Below are 20821 nucleotides of genomic sequence, written 5' to 3'. Positions count from 1 at the left end.
ACAGGGCTGGGCATCGGCACCGATAACGGCGACAATCAGCGCACGGATATCCCTTGCAAGGAACAGGAGCCCCGCCCGCATGCCACCGCAAACGCCCTTAGCCCAGCCCTCGCGCGCGCAGCAGGAAGACAAACGCGCACTCTGGTCCTGGGCCTTTTACGACTGGGCCAACAGCGCCTTTTTCACCATCATCCTCACCTTTGTGTTTGCCCAGTACTTCAGTGTGTCAGTGATGCAGAACGAGGTGAAAGGTACCGAGGCCTGGGGCTATATCGTGGGCATTTCCGGCGTGATTATCGCTATCCTTGCGCCCATTCTCGGCGCCATTGCCGACCAGTCGGGCCGACGCAAACCCTGGTTTATCACCTTTACCCTGTTGTGTGTGGTTTCCTGCGCCATGCTGTGGACCGTCACGCCGGAACAGGACCAGTTCTGGAACGCTGCCCTGTGGGTGGGCCTCGGCACCCTTGGTGCGGAATTCGCCTTCATTTTCTACAACTCCATGCTGCCGGACCTGGCCAGCCCGGAACGCACCGGGCGCTGGTCTGGCTGGGCCTGGGGGCTGGGTTATGTCGGGGGTGTTCTGAGCCTGGTGGTAGCGCTGTACGGTTTTATCGAAACCGATGCCACCCTGTTCAACCTGAACCGGGACGAAGCCGAGCACGTGCGCGCCACCTTCGTTCTCGTTGCTGTCTGGTACCTGGTGTTCGCCCTCCCGGCCTTTTTCTTCATTCCTGACCGTCCATCCACCGGCCTGGGCCTGGCAGCCGCCACCCGGGCCGGATTCGTACAACTGAAAGAGTCCATCGCCCACGTTCGTCGGTACAAAGACATCGTGCGTTTTCTGATTGCCCGCATGCTTTACACCGACGGCCTGGCCACCATCTTTACGTTCGGCGGTGTATACGCCGCCGGCACCTTCAACATGGGCTCCACGGAAGTGCTGCAATTCGCCATTGCCCTGAACGTAACGGCCGGGCTGGGCGCCCTGGGTTTTGCCTGGATTGACGATGCTCTTGGCGGTCGCAACACCATCCTGCTATCGCTGGCAGGGCTGGGCACCAGTGCGCTGGGTATCCTGGTGGTAGACGGCACTACGGCGTTCTGGGTTTGGGGCATGATCCTGGGCATTTTCGTGGGGCCACTGCAATCCGCCAGCCGTTCCCACCTGGCCCGCGTAGCCCCACCCCACCTGCAAACCCAGATGTTCGGCCTGTTCGCCTTTTCCGGCAAAGCCACCGCGTTTGCGGGCCCCTTGCTGGTAGGCTGGGTTACCGCGGTTACCGACAGCCAGCGCTGGGGTATGAGCACCATCCTGGTGTTCCTGGTCATTGGCTTTCTGTTGATGTTGAAGGTGCCTGTGACGGAAACCAGGAAACCCGAAAGCCCATCAGCGTGATTCCACTGTGATGGCTGCGGCATGCCGTCGGTGGCGCCGCCTGTTATAGTCTGGATACAGACACAGAGGGCGGACCGAGACATGTCACACAGTATGGGACTGACCGAGCGGGTGGAGCATATCCGCGAACTGGCACCCCGGGATGCCGCCGAGGAACTGGTCCGGCTGCCGGCAGACGATATCCAGTTCATTCTTTCCCGGTTGCCTGCGGAACAGGCGCTGGTGATCGCCTCCCACCTGGGCGAGGTGGCCGCCCCGGACGCCGCCGCCACCCGCGCGGTGCTCTCCGGCATGGAAGAAACCATCGGTGAGTTGATGACCCCGCCAACGGCGACGCTGCCGGACAGCTATACCGTCGCCGAAGCGCTGACCTTCATGGTGAAAAGCGCCGACGTGTCCGAGATCAGCTATATATTCGTCACCAACGAGGATCGCCTTGTAGGTGTAGTGGGCATGCGCGACCTGATTCTCTCCAAGCCCTCCGAGTCCCTGGCCAGCATCATGGTGCCCGAGCCCTTCGCCTTTCAACAGGACACACGCGTCGAGGACGCAGTCAGCGAGGTGCTTTACCGGCACTACCGGATGTACCCGGTGGTGGACGAGCAACAGCACGTGGTCGGCGAGGTGCGCGGCTGGAAGCTGTATGAACGCATCGCCACAGAGTTGAGCGCCCAGGCCGGCTCCCAGTATGGTGTGGCGAAAGAGGAGCAGATCAACACACCGGTGCTCGCCGCCTTCCGCATGCGCCACCCCTGGCTGCAGGTAAATCTGATCACTGCCTTCGCCGCTGCCTTCGTGGTAGGCATGTTCGAGAGCACCATCGCCCAGATCGTCGCCCTGGCCGCCTTCCTGCCCGTACTTGCCGGGCAGAGCGGCAACACCGGCTGCCAGGCACTGGCGATCACCCTGCGGGGTATCACCCTGGGACAAATCAAGGATTATCCGATCAGCCAGCTGCTGCGCAAGGAAATCCTGCTGGGCGCGCTCAATGGCGCCGCCGTGGGCGTCATTGCCGGCATCGCCATGTTCGCCTACGCCGTGACCACCGACTCCGCCAACCCGGCCATGCTTGGCCTGGTCATCTTTATCGCCATGGTCGGCGCCTGCATGGGTAGCGGCATTTTCGGCGTAGCGGTGCCACTGCTGCTCAAACGCTTCGGCGCTGACCCGGCCACCGCCAGCAGTATCTTCCTGACCACGTTCACCGACATTATCGGCATGGGCCTGATGCTGTTCCTGGCTACCTCGCTGGTGCTGTAGCGCCCGCTGCGCAGCCAATGGTTATGTTCTCCCCGAAGCGCTAGATTGTGTATAGAAATCGGAAACCATACACATAGGTACAACATGAGAACGAACATCGTCATTGACGATCAGTTGATGGCCGAAGCCCTCAAAGCCTCCGGCTACGAAACCAAAAAAGAGGCCGTTGAGCAAGGTCTGAAACTTCTGGTTCAACTGAGCAAGCAGCAGGAAATTCGAAAGCTGCGAGGCAAAATCAAGTGGGAAGGCAACCTGGATGAAATGCGGAGCGCCCGATGATACTGGTAGATACCAGCGTCTGGATCGACTATTTCAACGGAGTCAAAAACCCGCAAACTGACCTGCTGGATGCCTCAATAGTCCAAGGATTCGTCGCCATCGGCGACCTCATATTTCTGGAAATCCTGCAAGGCATCCGCAACGACAAACAATACCGTCAGACCAAACAAAGTCTGCTCTCGCTGGATCAATATGAGATGTTTGGCAAAGATATGGCAGCCAAATGCGCCGACAATTATCGAGCGCTTTGTAAAAAAGGCATTTCCATCAGAAAGACTGCCGACGTGATCATCGCGACGTTCTGCATAGAGAAGGAGCTACCCCTGCTGTTTTTGGATCGCGACTTTCTCCCTTTTGTTGATCACCTTGGGCTTGAACCTGCCCTGCGAGGAACATAACGCTAGCAGCATGCGCGCCCGCGGAATGGAGCCGAAGGCGCAATGTAGTGGGCGTCGCCGTGCCTGCACTTGTTAGGATTTGATTGATAGCGCCCAACTTCAGGCAAGTGCCAACGCACCTCCGAATCCGACGAATTTTCTCTCAAAATCTTTGAAATCACTGTAAGTTTCGGCGACGGGAGGCATTTTGTGCTCGATTTTTTCGTCACCCTTGATGTAATTGAAATCTACCGCTTCAGAACATACCCCAAAGGGACCTACCAATGTGCAGTGAACATGTGGGCTGATACCAGCTTTTATATTTTTTCGCATCATTATTGAGGTAAGGAAAGCCAACGTTTCACCGGCTTTGCCTAGCGAACCGTGATCACTCTCAGTCATTACAGAGTTCTCGGGTTCATTGAGGTCGTCCAAAAACATTGCATACTTTTCTTTCGTGCTGCCCGAACCTACTGACGTTGCTTGGTTGCGAACCTTCACCTGTGGTTGAAATCCATCGGAATGTCGCATGACGATTATGTCAGTGCGTGGCGAAAAAACATTATTCCCTATGGACTCTCTCGGCGAAAAGCCTGCTAACAAAAGCGAGCAACCTAGCTTTTGTTCCGTAACAGGCGATTTCTCAAATTCTCTTCTACCTGACCGATGCCATTCCTGAAGGAATCTCCTCGGACTAATTATCTTTTCGTCAGCACCATGGGCTACTGCAAACTTCCTCATATCTGCAAGAAGCTTAAAACCTGTCTCGACGCTTCCAGAAAATCCGCACGCCATGTTTGGCGCTATTGCATAAACCTTTCTCAGACAGTCGGCAGACTGAGACCCCCACGTTACTTGTACATCGGAGATAATTGCTGCGTAACCCGCCACAAACGTTCTACCGACGATCCATGTCATTTTGGAATCCTAACGCCAATATTCAGCGGCCGGTTTGTGTAGCGTAGCGGCACAAGCCGGTCCGGTGGAGGCCCCATAGGGGCGGAACGTACTGAAATGACTGGTTATGCATTGCTAGCATATTCTTGGAATAGTGTATCAGGGTTGTATTTCCTCGATATTTTTTCCCACTCATAAAACAGCTCAAAAATACCTACCGTAGTAACCTTAAACGCCTGAACAAGCTGCTCTTTATGAACTGGATCTACATGGGAGTCATTTGAACTGAGATAATAATGTCGCTCCGCCTGATCGGACGCCTTGCTACGACCAAGAAAGTGATAAAAATGCTGATCTGAAAGGTGAACGTATCCAGAAGTGAGTTTATAAACGCGTCCTACCCAGTCGTTCTGGGCACCTAACCTCTTGGTCAAATAGGTATCTGTGAGCTTTTTACCCTTCACATCGCTTAGCCTACAGAGATGTGTTCCGTTTAAAACTAAATTGGCCGTTGCGTGGGGATCTTTGGTGATAAGAATCCCATAAAATCTCATGACGTTATCGAGCTGCATTCTTAACATAGCCATGCAGCAACTATAGTTTCCGTGTTCCGCCAAGAGCACAAATCCATCAAAAATCTCCAGAGATCTATTTAGGATGGACAAATAAAGAGCGTTTGCTGGAAACAGGTTGCCATCACAGATTGCAAAAAGCTTTTTTCCGAAAATATCATGCTGATCTCTAATACTCTTGAGGTCTTCTATTTCCATCGGAATATGACTTCTCTGATTGCATAACGCTGAGTTAACCGGCGCCGGAGCGCCAGCGGAGGGAACCAAAAGCGCCACGCTTTTGGCGTCCGGTTGACCGCCTGGTTATGCATTGGCTGCCCGCTCACGCTGAAGAACCTCATCACATGCTGAAAGTAGCTTTTGATAAGCCGGCCCAAGCTCTGCGCGAACCTCCCTGTCTGGGCTCTCCCCTTGCTTCATGTCCAATGCTCTACCCAATGTATTGTGTAAATCTCTGATGGCCTGACGAACCTCAGGGTATCGCGCAAATCTACCAGCAGAATCGGCCAGATTATCTAATTGAGCGCCTAGTTTTGATCGATCCTCCGGAAGTGAGCGATACCCACCGGCAAATTCGACAAGCTCACCCGCTTGCTCCTCAAGACCGAAAAACCGCTCCAACTCTTTCGCCCAAAGAATCTGTCGTCGCTCCTTATGTATCGCCAGCTTCGTGCTGATAAACAGAGATATAATCGATCCTACAACCGCTATCAGGGCTGCAATGAGGGTAATAACTTCACTCATATTCAAAGCCCCTCCTATTAAAATGCATAACGCTGAGCACAGCGGCGACCTTGGAATGGCGAGGAAGGAGCCATGGAAAGGGCGTCCGGCGGCCATCGGCCGCGTACTGCTGCGACTTGTTATAAAAATCAGTCCTTGTGGATTAACTCTTTGAGGCCTTTGTTCTGGGGTAGCCCCCGGAGCAACACCAAGACTTCGTCAAAAGCCTTTTCCGGACCGCCCTGCAAGGACATCTTATGGGGCGGATCAAGAGCAGGCGTATCAGATGAAAGTGGAATCACTGAGGCCACCCCTGACCCTTGTTGCTCCCAAGGGGACGCGACAACTAGATAGCTATGATATGGCTTGGGCATACCATACCCATCCTGCTCATGACCGAAGAATTTAACGTTGGCCTTAATCATGCACTCTCCTTGGTTTTATAACGCTTGCAGCATGCGCGCCTGCGGAATGGAGCCGAAGGCGCAATGTAGTAGGCGTCGCCGTGCCTGCACTGGTTAGTGGTAGGCTGTAAGTAGGCCTTACGCATGGCACCGATTGTTCCGGCAGCTTAAACGCTATAAACACCTAACTGCGCTCTTTAACTATCAAAAAAATCATTATTATTGAGTAAATAACCGAGATCTGAATCATCTTGTCGGTCAAGGTTGAATATGTCCGCTCTGCAGCTTCCTCAAACTCATCGATACCATATATTTCTTCTTCTCTGAACCTGAGCGCGGCTATTCTCCTGCCCTCTGTTAAACGTACCTGAACTTCATCAAAATAATCCACCTGGTACCAAAACGTTCTCGCATTTGAATTGGGAAGAGCGATAGGGTACTCGGTACCAGCAGTTTCGATGCTAAAAGAGCCTTGCGGCGACCTGCTCTTTCCGTTTACAACAATCGTCTGCCAGTCGGAATATTCACCAAAATCCTCTGAGCCAGCTCTGATAAACATCAGAAGCAGTATCAACCCTATAAAAACAAATGAAAAAAGAGGCTTCAGTGAGTTCGAAGTCTTTTTGGTTGCCTTTTTCGACAGAACATAGCGGCTCATCCAGAGCTCCTGTAAAACCCCGATCACTAACGCCCTTGTTTAGCGGCGCCCATGTAGCGCAGCGAAATGGGCGCCCGGTGTAGGGCCGCCAGGCCCGAAACGTACTACAACTATTTGTTAAAGGCTTTTGCAGTGAGCACTCGGTAGTCACTACAACACCGATAATATTGTCTGGGTGACGCTCACAACTGTCAGGAATCCGCCAATGACGATCAGTCGTCTTTGAGAGAGGTCGATACCCTGAATCAGGATAAAGGTTCCGACCGCGCCGCTGAAAAAGCCTCCACTGAATTGGGAACCACCGACGGCATAAACAAACACCAAGTAAACTACTGCCAGCAGATACAGCAATACTCGTAACGGCTTGAACTCAAAACGCTTGTAGTAGGCTTTGTCTTCTGGGGATAGGTCTTCCTTGTTCACCGAAAACTCCCTTTAGCCTTTAACGCGGAGCACAGCGGCGCCACGTAAGTGGCGTCCGGCGGCCATCGGCCGCGTACTGATGCGGATTGTTAGAAGCCGACATGGCTCGGAGTTTAATCTTCACTTTCTCCCCCGGTAACGGAAAACTCGAGGGCGCAGCCAGACTGGGTGTCTACCAAAAAGCGAGTACCGTCCGAAAACTCCAATACAACCTCATGGATTCTAGGCCTCATCACACGAGCAAGAACCTTATCCAGCAGCAAATCCTGAATAGCTCCGGCCTCACGTCCAAGACTATCTTTATCGTCCTCACTCATCCTTTAGCACCCAGAAGGCTTTTAACGCTAGCGCACAACGGCGCACTTGTAATGGAGGCGCAGCCGCAATGAAAAGGGCGTCCGGCGGCCATCGGCCGCGTATTGATGCGCCTTGTTATGCATTCGATGGCTCCAGCGCTGTGAGAAGTGCAGCGCTTACAGCGATCAGTGACGCTGCTACATAGAATGTACCGATAAAATCACTAACACGTATAGACCCACTCTTTACCCATTGCAGTCCAGCCGTCGTCGCTACGTATATGCCAAAGGCAGCCCAGGCAAGTGCCGGAGCGGCGATGGGTAGCCTGAATGCGGCATACCCTGACACAGCCATAAGAGTGTTTCTCACTGCTGCGCCTATAACGCTTATCCAGTAATCGACCCCGTCATATTCCTTGAGGGCACCAATAAACATCAGAACCCCAAGGAGCAAAAGACTCCCAACACCAGCGATACCAAGTAAAGCGCCGACGATCTGGAACACTAAGGGCCTCGCCTAGTTTTCTTGCTTAGTGAGTGCATAACGCGGAGCTTTGCGGCTATTTTGGAACCGCGAAGCGGTGGAAAAATTGTCCGGCAACAGCGGCTGGTTATGCATTATTCGTAGTGGCTCCAGAGTCTGAGGACTTTCACCACTTGCTCGTCCTCCAGTACTTGGTAGACCAGGCGATGCTGAATATTAATGCGGCGCGAATAGGCCCCCGCAAGATCACCAATTAGCTTCTCAAACGGAGGCGGCTTGCGGTACGGATCTTCCGCTATTAGCGCTAACAGTTCCTGGGCTTTAGGTTTGAGGCCGCTGGAGGCCAACTTTTTTGCATCTTTCTGGGCCTGCTTGGTGTAAACCAACTTCCATGTCACCAGTCCAGCTCCTCATCGCATGCATCCACGGGAGTATCCATCCCTTCCCGAATAGACTCCCGCATACCGGGTACGGAGAGCAGGTAAAGTGTTTCCTGAATAGCAGACCAGTCTTCTTCGGATACCAGAACAGCTTTGTTCCGCTTACCCATGATGACGATTGGTTGGTGGGACTCGGCGGTCTCGTCAATCAACCGATAAAGGTTGCTGCGCGCCTCAGTTGCTGTGATTCCGGTCATGACGCACCTCTTGCGTGTTTAACTTTTAATCAAGTGTACGCCTATAGGTACGTACGTCAAGACGAACGTATTGCATAACATTTGTATATGAGTCGCCACGACCACTTTCCCAGCGACTCATATCTCAATTCGAACATCCACCAAAGTTAGGTAGAAAATCCCTTCAGGTCAATAAGTTCCGATTGTTCTCCTGAATTTTCCCTCAAGCAAAAACGGTCGCAGTGACTCCTATCCCATTTTTTCAGGATTTTCCAACTAATTGATTTATAGGACAAATTAATTAAATCATTATGACTCGCCCAGATCATGGTCGCAGCAACCATTTTGCCAGTTGCCGAGGGGCGATTCGACGAATATACTGTACAAATATACAGCTTACAGGAATTGTACTCATGGACGATGTACCAGCCCCACTCCCCTCCAACCCTACCCGTTTTATGGATCGTTTCCGTGCATTTATTCGAGCGAGGCATCTGGCATACCGTACGGAGAAAACTTACTGCCTCTGGGTACGGGAATTTATTCGCTTTCATAATAAACGCCATCCGGAATCCATGGGGCCGGTAGAAGTGAATCAGTGGCTGAGCCATCTGGCAAACAATCGCAATGTTGCGGTGAACACGCAGAAAACTGCATTGAATGCGGTGGTGTTTATGTACCACCAGTTTCTAGGGAAGGAGTTAGGTGAATTGCAGTTCGCCCAAACGTCCAGGGGGCGCAAACTGCCTACTGTTTTCACCCACGACGAAGCGATGTCGGTGTTGGAGCACATGCAGGGCACGCACCGGTTGGTTGCGAGCCTTATGTATGGCTCCGGTTTACGAGTGATGGAGGCAGCCCGCCTACGTGTGCAGGATGTAGAATTCTCCGAGCCCTGCCTGTTTGTGCGGGAGACCAAAGGCGACAAGTGGCGGCGAACGATTCTTCCTTCGTCGGTCTGCGAAGCACTGAAAACCCAGATTGAGTTTGCGCTGGCGCTCCACCAGCAGGATCTGCAGGCTGGATTCGGAGAAGTCTATCTACCCAATGCGCTGTCAAAAAAATATCCTGGGGACGGATATTCGCAGCATTCAGGAGTTAATGGGGCACAACGACATAAGCACCACGCAGATTTACACCCATGTTGTTGGCACCCATGAGCGCGGCATCAGCAGTCCACTGGACAACCATGCATCGGGATTCAGTCTCTGACTGGCGTTAACGCCTATAATGCTAAACTGGCCGGGCAACCCACGTGATCCTCAGTAACAGGGCAAGTCATTGACCAATATGAAACCAATCATCGACAGAGAGTGGCAGGCCCTCTGGCTGGCTATCGGATTTCTCACCCGCATTCCCATGATGGTGCGTATCGACTACTCCCCGCGCCTGATGAATCAGTGCAGTGTCTACTTCCCACTCGTGGGGCTGTTGCTGGGGGCCATTTATGCCGCGCTGTATGTCGCCCTCGTTCAGCTATGGAGCCCTCTGGTGTGTCTTGTCTTGATCACGGGGTTTCACCTCTGGATTACCGGGGCCTTTCACGAAGACGGGCTGGCAGACAGTGTGGATGCGCTGGGCGGCGGTTATTCTGTCGAAGCCAGGCTGCGAATCATGAAGGACAGCCGTATCGGCACCTATGGCACGGTGGCACTGGTGGTGGCGCTGGGGCTGAAGGTCGCTTTGCTGGCCGACGTACAGCCCGTCTGGCTCGGACTCCTTCTGGCCCCCATGGTGGCCCGCCTGGCTCCACTGCTGATCATGGGCTACCTGCCGTATGTGACCGACCCGGACAAGAGCAGGAGCAAACCGGTGGCGGAGGATTTCTCGCGAACCCGGCTGGCCATTGCCGCGGGTTTCACAGCCCTGGCACTCCTGTTTCTGATCGGTTTCCAGCCTGGGGTTTGGCTGTGGAGTCTGGTGGCCACAGGGGGCGTCGCCACGGTATGGGGTCTTTATATTCGCCAGCAACTCGGCGGCTACACCGGGGACACTCTGGGGGCCAGTGTGGTGTTCGCCGAACTGGTGCTGTTACTGGGCCTGGCTTGCGGTTAGCTCACTGTCTCGAAGAACCGGTAGCTGTTTCTGCCGTTGCCTTTGGTGGTGTACATGGCAGAGTCTGCGTTATGCATCAGGGTTTGCGCATCCGCCCCGTTTTCCGGGTAGACGCTGATACCAATGCTCAGGTTCACCTGGAGCTCGTGGCCATCGATAATCCGGGGCATGGCAAATTGCGCCAACAACTTTTCGGCAACATGGATCGCATCCTGCCGCTCTTCGATTTCAGCCAACAGGATAACAAACTCGTCGCCGCCATGGCGGCTCACAGTGTCAGTACCACGCACACAAGCCTCGATGCTCACTGCCACTTCCTGCAATAAATGATCACCCACCCCATGGCCGTAGGTGTCATTGATCTCTTTGAAGTAATCCAGGTCCAGGAACAGCAGCGCAAGTTGCTTGCGGTGTCGAACAGCCATGCCGATGGCCTGGGTAAGCCGCTCCGTAAGCAGCATCCGGTTGGGCAGACCGGTGAGGAAGTCATGCTGGGCAAGATGGTGCATCCTCTCCATCGCGTCGCCGGACTGGCGGGCGTCGTGGAACACAATGACGGCACCGGCTATCTCGCCAAAACGGTTGCGAATGGGAGAAGCAGAGTCCTCTATCGCTATGTCGGAACCGTCGCGCCGGACCAGAACGCTGCCCAGGGCCAACTCAACAATCCGGCCCTCATTAATAGCCCTCAGTGCCGGGCTCTTCGCCCGCTCCCGGGTGACACCATCGAAAATGAAAAAGATTTGCTCGACTGGACGCCCAAGCGCCTCTTCGCTAGACCAGCCTGTCAGCTTTTCAGCCATCCTGTTGAGATAAATCAGATCCCCCCTGGGATCAACAACCAATACTCCATCACCGATGGCGTCAAGCGTGATCTTTGCCATATCTTCGAACGAGAATTCACCAAGGGGAATGGCACCATCAGTGGGGGGAGTAGTCCTGGACATACGTGTCTCCGTAACTCCTTGGAATTGCTAACACTCCAGATTAGACCGGCAGCATCATCCGGTCTGTACGCGAGCGCACACAAGTGCAGCGACAACAGCAATTGATCCAAGCAGACAGAGCCAGAGCCACACTCCCCGACGCACCAGCCCGATGGCTTCATTGACCGTACCTGCCGTGGCTACCGGGCCCTTTCCAAGCACCGGTCGTTGCCGGATACCGGTCTTATAGGGGGCCGGGCCGCCGAGTGATACTCCCAAAGCACCTGCGCCCGCTGCCATCACCGGCCCGGCATTCGGGCTGTCCCACTGCGGCGCCTGGGTTCGCCAGCAACGCCAGGCCAGGCGTGTATTGCCCAGTAATGCATAGGTGAGCGCAGTCAGCCGGGCAGGCAGCCAGTTCATGACATCGTCCAACCTGGCGGCGACCCGCCCGAAATTCAGGTAACGTTCATTACGATAGCCCCACATGGCATCCAGGGTATTCACCATCCGGTGCAACAACACCCCGGGAATACCCGCCACCAGAAACCAGAACAGGCTGGCAAATACCGCATCCGCCCCGTTCTCCAGCATTGACTCGCTCGCCGCCGCGGCCACGCCCTGTTCATCCAGTTCGCTGACATTGCGGCTGACAATCCGGCCCACCTGTTCCCGGGCACGTTCAATATCGCCGCCATGCAATGCAGACGACACCGCCTGGCCATGTTCTGTCAGCCCCCGGATTGACACAGCGAGATACAACACCAGAGCCTCCAGCAGCAGGTACGCCCAGCCATCCGTGGCCCATTTCAGGGCTGCTGCCACCATCAGTACGGGTATCACAACAATCAACACCCCCAGCAACCCCAGCGATATCGACCGCCCCTTGTGTTCAGGCAACCGATTCAACCGCTGCTCTACCAACCCGGCGAAACGACCGAAACCCACCAGCGGATGCCACCGGCGGGGCTCCCCCAGCAAGCGGTCCAACAGTACGGCAACCAGGCATACGATTACTGAGAAAACGAATTGGTCCAAATCAGCGGCATCTCTTGCATCAGAAAAACGTGGGAGCAGGGAAGTTTACCCGAGCGACCATCAGCCTTGACACCTTTTCGGGCCGGGTAGACCATTCCATGTTTTCACCAGCCAGGATTCGCCCATGCACTCTCCGCCTCCGTGTTGGACCCAGCCCCTCCCGAAGCCCAACGAACACAGCTCCCGGCAAGCCGCCGAACGCCAACAGATACTGACCAAGCCACCGGGATCCCTGGGACAACTGGAACAACTCGCTATCCAGCTCGCGGGGCTCCATGGCGTTGAGCAGCCAACCGTGGACCCCGTGCGTATCACCGTGTTCGCCGGTGACCATGGCGTGTGTGAAGAAGGCGTGTCAGCGTTTCCCCAGGAGGTGACGGCGCAGATGATTGCCAACTTCGCCGGTGGTGGCGCGGCCATCAGCGTGCTGGCGGGTCATCTGAACGCTTCGCTGGAAGTAGTGAACCTGGGCACCGTCGGCGAGGTGCCGGTGCTCCCCGGCGTGCGCGCGGAACAGATCGCGCCGGGTACGGCCAACCTGACGGTGACCGACGCGATGACCGAAGCCCAGGCGTGTGCCGCCCTCGCAAGTGGCGATGCGGCGGCCGGGCGTGCTGCCCACGCAGGCTGCCGGCTGTTTATTGGCGGCGACATGGGCATTGGCAACACCACCAGCGCAGCTGCCCTGGCCTGCGCGCTGCTCAGCCGGTCGCCCGAGGCACTGGTTGGTCCCGGCACGGGCCTGGACACTGCAGGGGTTTCCCACAAAAGCGCCGTGGTGAGCCGTGCACTCAAGCGGCACGGCGATAACACCGACCCTCTGACGGTACTTGCCTCTCTGGGCGGTTTTGAAATCGCCGCTCTGACCGGCGCGATGCTGGGCTGCGCGGCGCGAGGCATTCCCGTGCTGGTGGACGGCTTTATCGTTTCCGTCGCGGCCCTGGTGGCAGTTCGCCAACAGCCGGATGTCAGGGAGTGGCTTGTGTTCGCCCATCGCTCCGCCGAGCCGGGGCACCAGGCCGTGCTGGAAGGGCTTGATGCCAAACCGTTACTGGATCTTGGCATGCGCCTGGGCGAAGGCAGTGGCGCTGCGGTGGCCGTGCCCTTGCTGCGTGCGGCTTGCGAGCTCCACAACAGGATGGCCAGCTTTGCGGATGCCGGCGTCACCGACAGGGATCAGAGCGAGAGCCGGGAAGGATCACCATGAGCAGCCATACCACGACGTTTTTCGATCTGATACGCCACGGCGAGCCAGCTGGTGGCCCCATGTTCCGGGGCAGCCAGGACGATCCCCTGAGTGATACCGGCTGGCAGCAGGTGAATGCCGCCATAACGGAAGAGGACCGCTGGGACCTTGTCGTCACCTCACCGCTTCTGCGCTGCAGCGCTTTTGCCCGGCAACTGGCCCGACAACGACAGCTGCCGCTGTACGAAGAGCCTCAACTACAGGAAATCGGTTTTGGCGACTGGGAAGGCAGAACCTCTGCCGATATTATGGCTCACACACCGGATGCACTGACCGGTTTCTGGAGTGACCCGGTGAACCATCCTCCGCCCGGGGGTGAGGCAATCGCTGCATTCAGTAAAAGGGTCGCCGACGCCTGGCGGCACTGGCAGAAGGAAGCCGCCGGTAAACGGGTACTGATGGTTTGTCACGGGGGTGTGATTCGCATGATTCTGGCGGAGGTGATGGGCATCCCGCTGCACCGTTCGTTTGCCGCCATTGCTGTCCCCTACGCCTGTCGCAGCCGTATCCGGGTGGACGAATCCGAACATGGCGTCCTCAGTTGCCTGCAAAGCCACGGCAAGTAGTCAGCCTTTCAGCGTCAGCGCCAGCCCCGCCACGCTCATCACCACCCGGTCACAACAGGCGGCAAGGTCCTGGTTCAACCAGCCCAGCTCATCACAGAAGCGGCGGGTCAGCGGCTCCATGCCGATAGTGCCCAGGCCCACTTCGTTACTGACAATCACCACCTGACCGGGATAGCCGTTCAGCGCCTGCAGGAACGCAGCGCGCTCGCGGCTGAATACCTCGTCGCCGGCAAATAGCAGGTTGCTGACCCACAGGCTCATGCAGTCCACCAGCAACAATGGCGGCCGTGGCCAGCTGCCCTGGTCGTCCAGCACCGATGCCAGTCTTAACGGTGCCTCCACCAGCCCCCATTCCGGCGGCCGGCTTTGTTGGTGGCGTGCCACCCTCCGGGCCATTTCCTCATCGCCGGCGGTCGCGGTGGCCAGATACACTACCGGCTCCCCCGAATCGCCGGCGACCTGTTCGGCCAGTGCGGTTTTACCGGAGCGAATGCCTCCCAGAACGAGCGTACAATTTCCAGACACAACCAATCCCTTTTAACCTACAGCTAACGTCTTACCTTCCATCATGGCCGTAAAACCGCGCCACTGCTATATTGCGTGTTGAATTCTCCACGCCCGACCGGTGCGAAAAGGAAGCAACTAATGCAGGCAGAGCTCATCGAAATACGCAACCACCTGGCCCAGCACTCTCCGTTCGATGAGATGCCGGAAGAGACCCTCGACAAAATCGTCTCGGGTATCGAGGTTGCCTATTTCCGCGCAGGCACCGATATCCTGACATTTGGCGAACGCAACACCTACCTGCATTACATCCGCAGTGGCGCTGTCGAAATGTACCGCCGTACCGGCGAACTCTACAACCGCCTGGGTGAAGGCGAGATTTTCGGCCAGTATGGCCTGCTGATGAGCAAAACGGTGCGATTCCCGGTCAAGGCCATTGAGGACTCGCTGATTTACCTGATCCCCGACGAGATTTTCCAGTATCTGTGGAAAAATGACGACAACTTTACCGATTTCGTGGAAGTCGAAGACCGCTCCCGCCTGCGCTCTGCACTGACCCGGCGGCGGAGGTCCAGTCAGCCCATGACCGCCAGGGTAACCCGACTGATTTCCCGTGAACCGGTCACTGCGCCGATCACCGTTCGCTTGCAGGAAGCTGCCCGCATCATGACCGAACAGGGTGTTTCAGCGTTGCTCCTCATGGACAAGAGCGGCCAAGGGGCCAAACTTTCCGGCATCATAACCGACCGCGATCTGCGCACCCGCGCACTCAGCGAGGCCCTGCCGTCGGAAACACCGATCAGTGACATCATGACCAATCGCCTGATCACCACCAGCTCAAATTCGTTCATTTTCGAAGCCATGCTGACCATGCTTCACAATAACGTGCATCACTTGCCGGTTATGGAGGGTGATAAGATCCGGGGGGTGATTGCACTGTCGGATATCGTCAAGCATGAATCCCAGAGCAGTCTCTACCTGGTCAGCAACATCTACCAGCAACAGGATGTAAAAGGCCTGAAACGCCTTAGCCAGGAAGTGCCCAACACCTTTGTCCGCATGGTCCATGAAGACGCCAATTCCCATATGATCGGCAGTGCCATGGCCGGCATTGGCCGCAGTTTCAGCCAGCGACTGCTGGAACTGGGTGAGGAGAAGCTGGGGCCACCACCGGTGCCCTACTGCTTCATGGCTCTGGGTTCCATGGCCCGTGACGAACAACTGGTGGTGACCGACCAGGATAACGCCATGGTTCTGGACGACAGCTTCGACCCGGCGCAACACGATGAATACTTTCTGGCCCTGGCGAAGTTCGTCAGTGACGGCCTGGCGGAATGCGGTTACACCTACTGCACCGGGGATATCATGGCCACCAATCAGAAATGGCGCCAGCCCCTTCGGGTGTGGAAGGAGTACTTCGCCGACTGGACCGACAACCCCAAGGCCGAAGCGTTGCTCAACAGCAATATTTTCTTCGATCTGGACGGCATCCACGGCCGAACCGAGTTCACCGAAGAGCTCAAAACCTTCATCGCAGACAGGGCCAGCAACAGCCAGCGGTTCCTGGCGATGCTGGCGCGTAACGCCCTTAACCGCACGCCACCACTAGGTTTTTTCCGCACCTTTGTGATGGAGGAGAGTGGCAGGCAGGCCAAAACCTTCAACCTGAAGCGTCGGGGAACGGCGCCTGTCTCCGATCTGATCCGGGTGCACTCCCTGGCCTGTGGCTCCAAGGCGCAGAATACCTTCAACCGCCTCAAGGCCATCGCGGAAACCAAGCTGATTCCCGAAGACGGGGTGGATAACCTGCGGGACGCCTTCGAATTCATCGCCATTGTGCGAATACGCCATCAGGCCCTTGCCATCGAAGCCGGCCGCGAGCCGGACAACAACGTTCGGCCGGAGGATTTGTCGCCCTTCGAGCGCAGTCACCTCAAAGATGCTTTCCAGGTGGTCAGTCAGGCTCAGAAATTCCTCAAATTCCGCTATCATGCGCAGGTAGCCCGGAATGTCTGATGAGCATGAATCCATGACTACCGAAGCCCCGGTGGAGACACTGCCCTGGCCAGAGCGTTTTCGGGAGCTTGCAAAGCTGGCCGGAGATGAGCGGCTGAAGGCATTCTACGAAGCGGGTTGCGTCGCGCCTGAAACACCCCTGAAAGACGTTCCTTTCGTGGGCCTGGATTTTGAAACCACCGGGCTGGATCCCAACAAGCATTCCATTGTCAGCATCGGCGTGGTGCCCTTCACCATAGACCGGGTGCAACTCGGAGGCTCCCGGCACTGGTTGGTGAAGCCGCAACTGCCGTTGCATCAGACGTCCATCAGAATACACGGCATTACTCACACTGATATTGATAAAGCGCCGGATCTGATGGAAATACTTGGCGAGGTTCTCGATAGCCTGGCCGGTCGCATTCCCGTGGTCCACTACCGCCATATTGAGCGGCCGTTTCTGAATGTCGCACTGAAGTGGCGAATCGGGCAGGAAATACGTTTTCCGGTGATCGACACCATGGCCATCGAGGCGCATCTGCATCCCCGCCGGCAACCCAACTGGTGGCAGAGACTCAGGGGAAAACAGCCTGTCTCCATCCGTCTGGCAGACAGCCGGCTGAGATATGGACTGCCGCACTATCCTCCCCACAACGCCCTGGTGGACGCGCTGGCCAGTGCGGAACTACTGATGGCCCAGGTTCAGCATCACTTTTCGCCAGAGACCCCCATCGGGGATCTCTGGCTGTGACCGGAGCGTGAACTAGTTGGACGCAGTGCGGCTGTTTTCATCCACTTCACTGATCAACGCGCCGTAGCCCCGGGCCTCCATCTCCTCCAGCGGAATGAACTTCAGGGCGGCCGAGTTCATGCAGTAGCGCAGACCGGTGGGAGCGGGGCCGTCGTCGAAGACATGCCCGAGGTGAGAGTCCGCGTATCTGCTGCGGATCTCTGTTCGCTTAATGAAGAAGGAATTGTCTTCTTTCTCAACCACCATGTCCGGGCTGATGGGCCTGGTGAAGCTCGGCCAGCCGGTGTTGGATTTGTACTTGTCCCTGGATGAAAACAGCGGCTCACCGGAAACAACATCCACGTAGATACCCGGCCGTTTCTCATCGAAATACTCGTTTTTGAAGGCAGGTTCGGTGCCGTCTTCCTGGGTAACGTAATACTGCTCCTTGGTCAGCCGTGCTTTCAGCGTTTCGTCATCCGGCTTTTCAAAGGTCTCCGGATTGAACCCCTCGACCTGGCTTTGGTTCATGCCGGAATCGCCACTTTCTTCCGGACGGTATTGGGCGTAATCCACTTCCTCGTCCTCACCCCAGACCTTCTCGATGAACTGGTAACGGCCGGAGTTGAAGGTATAGAACTTGTACCGCACCGGGTTTTTCTTGTAATAATCCTGGTGGTATTCTTCCGCGTCGTAGAACGCTTCGAAAGGTACGATTTCAATCTTCACCGGATGGTCATAACGGCCGGACTCTTCCAGCGCCTTCACTGAGGCTTCGGCAGCGCGTTTCTGTTCTTCGTTGTGATAGAAGATGGCCGGCCGATACTGTTTGCCGCGGTCTACGTACTGGCCGTTCACATCGGTGGGGTTGGCGGTGCGCCACAGAGCCTGAAGCAGTCCTTCATAGGTGATCACAGCCGGGTCATAATAGACCTGCACCGCCTCGGTGTGGCCGGTACGCCCACCGGAAACCTGTTGATAGGTGGGGTCTTTTTCGTCACCACCACTGTAACCGGACACTGCCTCAACAACACCCGGCACTTTTTGCTCGTAAGCTTCCTCAACGCACCAGAAACACCCGCCAGCGAAGGTAGCAACCGCCAGATCCGGGTCGTCCGGAGCATATTGTGAGCCCGTCTCACTGGAGGCACCAACCTGGAGCCCGGTCAGTGCAATGGCTGCTGCCATTGACATCAGTAACAGATACCGTTTCATAACCTTAACCTCTTGCCCTTTGAGTACTGTGACCAGTGTGCTCGTGATTCGTCACAGCATCTTCTCCAGTTTATTACGTTTGTATAACGCCGGAGAGATCATTGTGGATGCAGTCCGCATCAGCACCGGCACATACCCCGTGCCGGAGCGGATCTGGCGCAACTCTCAGATGCGCGGTTAATTCATGGAATCCGACGTGCCCATGCCATCGTCCTTCATATCATCGTGCATGGCCTTGTCGTCTTTCATGCCCATTCCGTCGTCCTTCATCTTCATGCTGTCCCCAGCCATGTCGTCGTTTTTCATACCATCGTCCATGGCGTCGGACATGTCATCCTTCTTCATCTCTTTTTGCTCCATGGACTGTTCCATGTCGTCATCCATCATGCCATCGTCGGATGCCATTTCATCCGCGTGAACGGCACTGGCAATCAGGCCGAACAGGCACATTGCTGCAATCGTAGTGAACTTTTTCATAGCGATATCTCCCCAAGGATTTCAGCCCACCGGACTGGCGGGTTCGTTAACCATCCTGGGTGCACGCCATCACGAGAGAATCACACGGCGCTAAAGAGTGTGTAATGAAATGCTCACAAATCTGTCACGGGTGCCGGGTCGGCATGCCTTGGTGTGTCTTGTCCACCGCAGAGATCATTGTGGATGCAGCTGGTTCGGGTTGATTACCTGACCGGAAGCCGTATGCAGAAGCATGCGCCCCCGGAGGCCGGATTCTCAACACGGATATCCCCCCCCTGCAGCGTCATGATCCGGCGGGCAATCGCCAGACCGAGACCGGCATGGCCACCGGCCCCGCCTGAGGATTCGCCGCGGTAGAACGGATCAAAAATATGGGGCAGGTCCTGCTCGGGGATGCCCGGGCCGCTGTCCCGCACGCAGACTTCCGGCAGGCCGTCGGCGTGTCTGATCGCCACCTCAATGCGCCCCCCGGCTGGGCTGTAGGCAATGGCGTTGCCGATCAGGTTGTCGAGCACACGCTCGGTCATGGCCAGGTCCGCGTAGGCTAGCGGTAGATCGGTATCGCCGTCGACGGCAAGTTCAAGCTGCCGGTTGCGGGCCTCCGGGCCGTGTTTCTGGACCACATCGTGCACCAGCTCTGCCAGCGGAAATGGCTCGGGCACGGGTTGCTTTTCCCGGGCTTCCAGGGCAGCAAGCTCGAACAGCTCGTCCACCAGGCGGCTCAGGCGCCGACCTTCTTTGAGGGCGATATCGAGAAAGCGATCCTGCTCTTCCGGGCTGAGGCGATCCCGTCGCAGTTTCAGGCTTTCAATGTATCCCTGCATGGAGGCCAGGGGCGTGCGCAGATCGTGGGACACCCGGGCCACCAGTTGACGGCGTTGGGCGTCCTTTTCTGTCAGTTGTTCAATCTGGGAGGCAATCCGGCTGGCCATGTCGTCAAAAGTGGCACCCAGGTAATCGATCTCGTCCCGTACCACGGGCCGCCTGTCGCGCCAGGTACTGTGGAGAGCTTGGTGGCTCATGTCGCTATGTTCGAAATCTTCCACCAGCCGGGTCAACAAGGTCAACCGACGGGTCAGCAGCCGGAATACCGCCAGCCCCGCAATCATCACCACCGCCAGACTGACCAGCAGGGCCCAGGCACTCAGTTCCAGCAACTGGCCGCCCCGCGCCATGGTTTCCGCGGCATCGTATTCTTCTCCCCGCAACACCACGTAGAGATAACCTTCCGGCTTGTCGGCCGACGGCACCGGGGTGACCGAAAAGACTTTCTGCCGGTCATGGCTGCGGGGGTCGTCCCCCAGCACGGGGTAGCGACTCATATCGTCCATCAGCCGCTGAATGGGTTCCAGTGAAACCTGTTTGCGCTTGATTTTCGCCGGGTCGGCTGAATAAGAGAGGATGGTGCCATCCAGGTCCAGAAGATAGATTTCAATACTGGGGTTGATGGTCATGTACAACGCGAAGAGTTCTTTCAGGGCACTTCGATCAAGCTGTCCCTCGCTGACCAGATTCCTGTCCGCCACCAGGTTTTTCGCCAGGTCACGGTGCAGCTCCTGATTCACCGAGGCGGTGTACTCCCGCAGCGAATAGAGGCTGATAAAGGTATGCAGCAGGCCAACGGCCAGTAACAGCAGGAACAGGCCCACCGCCAGCCGGGTGTAGAGTGTTTTCACCATGG

At 56.4% G+C, this 20821-nt stretch carries 26 protein-coding genes and 1 pseudogene; 11 read left to right on the top strand and 16 right to left on the bottom strand.

The genetic code is table 11. From position 1 onward, the window contains the following. Window positions 1-22 precede the first annotated feature (22 nt). The 4 genes from FDP08_RS14145 to vapC all read left to right on the top strand — a co-directional run bounded on the left by FDP08_RS14145 (window position 23) and on the right by vapC (window position 3336). The gene (locus FDP08_RS14145; protein ID WP_345789451.1) at window positions 23-1399 is read left to right on the top strand and encodes an MFS transporter; all 1377 of its coding nucleotides are present in this window, start codon (window positions 23-25) and stop codon (window positions 1397-1399) included. 81 nt (window positions 1400-1480) lie between these two features. Next, window positions 1481-2659: a magnesium transporter gene (locus FDP08_RS14140; protein WP_170979034.1), complete on the top strand. Its 1179-nt coding sequence runs from the start codon at window positions 1481-1483 to the stop codon at window positions 2657-2659. 84 nt (window positions 2660-2743) lie between these two features. Continuing rightward, window positions 2744-2938, top strand: coding sequence for a type II toxin-antitoxin system VapB family antitoxin (locus FDP08_RS14135; protein WP_137436767.1), 195 nt, complete (start codon window positions 2744-2746; stop codon window positions 2936-2938). Beyond that, window positions 2935-3336: a type II toxin-antitoxin system VapC family toxin gene (vapC, locus tag FDP08_RS14130; RefSeq protein WP_137436766.1), complete on the top strand. Its 402-nt coding sequence runs from the start codon at window positions 2935-2937 to the stop codon at window positions 3334-3336. The genes FDP08_RS14135 and vapC overlap by 4 nt, the downstream gene beginning before the upstream one ends. Before the next feature lie 99 nt (window positions 3337-3435). Here the strand turns inward: vapC and FDP08_RS14125 are convergent, their stop codons facing one another. The 10 genes from FDP08_RS14125 to FDP08_RS14080 all read right to left on the bottom strand — a co-directional run bounded on the left by FDP08_RS14125 (window position 3436) and on the right by FDP08_RS14080 (window position 8409). Beyond that, window positions 3436-4233 carry an Ntn hydrolase family protein gene (locus FDP08_RS14125; RefSeq protein WP_137436765.1) on the bottom strand — a complete coding sequence of 266 codons (798 nt, stop codon included), beginning with the start codon at window positions 4231-4233 and terminating at the stop codon, window positions 3436-3438. Window positions 4234-4337: 104 nt separating this feature from the next. Further along, window positions 4338-5060: a hypothetical protein gene (locus tag FDP08_RS14120; protein ID WP_137436764.1), complete on the bottom strand. Its 723-nt coding sequence runs from the start codon at window positions 5058-5060 to the stop codon at window positions 4338-4340. A gap of 27 nt (window positions 5061-5087) precedes the next feature. Then, complete coding sequence (locus tag FDP08_RS14115; RefSeq protein ID WP_137436763.1) at window positions 5088-5528, bottom strand: hypothetical protein; 441 nt, start codon at window positions 5526-5528, stop codon at window positions 5088-5090. A 128-nt stretch (window positions 5529-5656) separates the two neighbouring features. Continuing rightward, entirely contained in the window at window positions 5657-5932 is a 276-nt protein-coding gene (locus tag FDP08_RS14110; RefSeq protein ID WP_137436762.1) for a hypothetical protein, read from the bottom strand. Window positions 5933-6095: 163 nt separating this feature from the next. Continuing rightward, a complete protein-coding gene (locus FDP08_RS14105) occupies window positions 6096-6569 on the bottom strand; it encodes a hypothetical protein (RefSeq protein ID WP_137436761.1) in 474 nt (157 codons plus the stop codon). A 150-nt stretch (window positions 6570-6719) separates the two neighbouring features. Continuing rightward, window positions 6720-6992 carry a hypothetical protein gene (locus FDP08_RS14100; protein WP_137436760.1) on the bottom strand — a complete coding sequence of 91 codons (273 nt, stop codon included), beginning with the start codon at window positions 6990-6992 and terminating at the stop codon, window positions 6720-6722. Between the two features lie 113 nt (window positions 6993-7105). Continuing rightward, entirely contained in the window at window positions 7106-7309 is a 204-nt protein-coding gene (locus FDP08_RS14095) for a hypothetical protein (RefSeq protein ID WP_137436759.1), read from the bottom strand. 115 nt (window positions 7310-7424) lie between these two features. Next, window positions 7425-7793, bottom strand: coding sequence for a hypothetical protein (locus FDP08_RS14090; protein ID WP_137436758.1), 369 nt, complete (start codon window positions 7791-7793; stop codon window positions 7425-7427). Window positions 7794-7906: 113 nt separating this feature from the next. Continuing rightward, window positions 7907-8170, bottom strand: a complete 264-nt coding sequence (locus FDP08_RS14085; RefSeq protein ID WP_068440496.1) for a Txe/YoeB family addiction module toxin — start codon at window positions 8168-8170, stop codon at window positions 7907-7909. Then, entirely contained in the window at window positions 8167-8409 is a 243-nt protein-coding gene (locus FDP08_RS14080; protein ID WP_069184580.1) for a type II toxin-antitoxin system Phd/YefM family antitoxin, read from the bottom strand. Before FDP08_RS14080 ends, FDP08_RS14085 begins: the two co-directional genes overlap by 4 nt. Before the next feature lie 290 nt (window positions 8410-8699). On the opposite strand from FDP08_RS14080, the pseudogene FDP08_RS14075 reads away from it, so the two are divergent. The 3 genes and pseudogenes from FDP08_RS14075 to cobS all read left to right on the top strand — a co-directional run. Then, window positions 8700-9320 (top strand): annotated as a pseudogene (locus FDP08_RS14075) (phage integrase N-terminal SAM-like domain-containing protein); the annotation flags it as partial. 115 nt (window positions 9321-9435) lie between these two features. Next, window positions 9436-9600 (top strand): tyrosine-type recombinase/integrase, encoded by a 165-nt coding sequence (locus FDP08_RS20710; RefSeq protein WP_228263314.1) that lies wholly within the window; start codon window positions 9436-9438, stop codon window positions 9598-9600. 78 nt (window positions 9601-9678) lie between these two features. Then, on the top strand, window positions 9679-10443 hold the full coding sequence (cobS, locus tag FDP08_RS14070; protein ID WP_137437343.1) for an adenosylcobinamide-GDP ribazoletransferase: 765 nt from the start codon (window positions 9679-9681) through the stop codon (window positions 10441-10443). On the opposite strand, the gene FDP08_RS14065 is transcribed toward cobS, so the two are convergent. After that, the gene (locus FDP08_RS14065) at window positions 10440-11390 is read right to left on the bottom strand and encodes a diguanylate cyclase domain-containing protein (RefSeq protein WP_137436757.1); all 951 of its coding nucleotides are present in this window, start codon (window positions 11388-11390) and stop codon (window positions 10440-10442) included. The two genes, cobS and FDP08_RS14065, sit on opposite strands and share 4 nt — an antisense overlap. Window positions 11391-11444: 54 nt before the next feature. Then, window positions 11445-12407, bottom strand: coding sequence for an adenosylcobinamide-phosphate synthase CbiB (gene cbiB, locus FDP08_RS14060; RefSeq protein ID WP_137436756.1), 963 nt, complete (start codon window positions 12405-12407; stop codon window positions 11445-11447). A 124-nt stretch (window positions 12408-12531) separates the two neighbouring features. On the opposite strand from cbiB, the gene cobT reads away from it, so the two are divergent. Together cobT and FDP08_RS14050 are read left to right on the top strand one after the other, a co-directional pair. Next, window positions 12532-13614, top strand: a complete 1083-nt coding sequence (gene cobT / locus FDP08_RS14055) for a nicotinate-nucleotide--dimethylbenzimidazole phosphoribosyltransferase (protein ID WP_137436755.1) — start codon at window positions 12532-12534, stop codon at window positions 13612-13614. Further along, on the top strand, window positions 13611-14219 hold the full coding sequence (locus FDP08_RS14050; RefSeq protein ID WP_137436754.1) for a histidine phosphatase family protein: 609 nt from the start codon (window positions 13611-13613) through the stop codon (window positions 14217-14219). Before cobT ends, FDP08_RS14050 begins: the two co-directional genes overlap by 4 nt. On the opposite strand, the gene cobU is transcribed toward FDP08_RS14050, so the two are convergent. Beyond that, window positions 14220-14744 (bottom strand): bifunctional adenosylcobinamide kinase/adenosylcobinamide-phosphate guanylyltransferase, encoded by a 525-nt coding sequence (gene cobU / locus FDP08_RS14045; protein ID WP_137436753.1) that lies wholly within the window; start codon window positions 14742-14744, stop codon window positions 14220-14222. A gap of 120 nt (window positions 14745-14864) precedes the next feature. Between cobU and FDP08_RS14040 the strand changes: the two genes are divergently transcribed. Continuing rightward, the gene (locus tag FDP08_RS14040; RefSeq protein ID WP_137436752.1) at window positions 14865-16739 is read left to right on the top strand and encodes a putative nucleotidyltransferase substrate binding domain-containing protein; all 1875 of its coding nucleotides are present in this window, start codon (window positions 14865-14867) and stop codon (window positions 16737-16739) included. Beyond that, window positions 16732-17469, top strand: coding sequence for a 3'-5' exonuclease (locus FDP08_RS14035; RefSeq protein ID WP_137436751.1), 738 nt, complete (start codon window positions 16732-16734; stop codon window positions 17467-17469). Before FDP08_RS14040 ends, FDP08_RS14035 begins: the two co-directional genes overlap by 8 nt. 12 nt (window positions 17470-17481) lie before the next feature. Here FDP08_RS14035 and msrB read toward each other — a convergent pair whose 3' ends face one another. The 3 genes from msrB to FDP08_RS14020 form a co-directional block, all read right to left on the bottom strand. Continuing rightward, window positions 17482-18663 carry a peptide-methionine (R)-S-oxide reductase MsrB gene (msrB, locus tag FDP08_RS14030; RefSeq protein WP_137436750.1) on the bottom strand — a complete coding sequence of 394 codons (1182 nt, stop codon included), beginning with the start codon at window positions 18661-18663 and terminating at the stop codon, window positions 17482-17484. A gap of 177 nt (window positions 18664-18840) precedes the next feature. Continuing rightward, a complete protein-coding gene (locus tag FDP08_RS14025; RefSeq protein WP_137436749.1) occupies window positions 18841-19140 on the bottom strand; it encodes a hypothetical protein in 300 nt (99 codons plus the stop codon). Between the two features lie 203 nt (window positions 19141-19343). Next, window positions 19344-20819, bottom strand: coding sequence for a sensor histidine kinase (locus FDP08_RS14020; RefSeq protein WP_137436748.1), 1476 nt, complete (start codon window positions 20817-20819; stop codon window positions 19344-19346). Between the last annotated feature and the right edge of the window lie 2 nt (window positions 20820-20821).

It is taken from the genome of Marinobacter panjinensis (assembly GCF_005298175.1).
Classification (GTDB): Bacteria; Pseudomonadota; Gammaproteobacteria; order Pseudomonadales; family Oleiphilaceae; genus Marinobacter; species Marinobacter panjinensis.
This window is presented reverse-complemented; position numbering and strand designations above follow the sequence as displayed.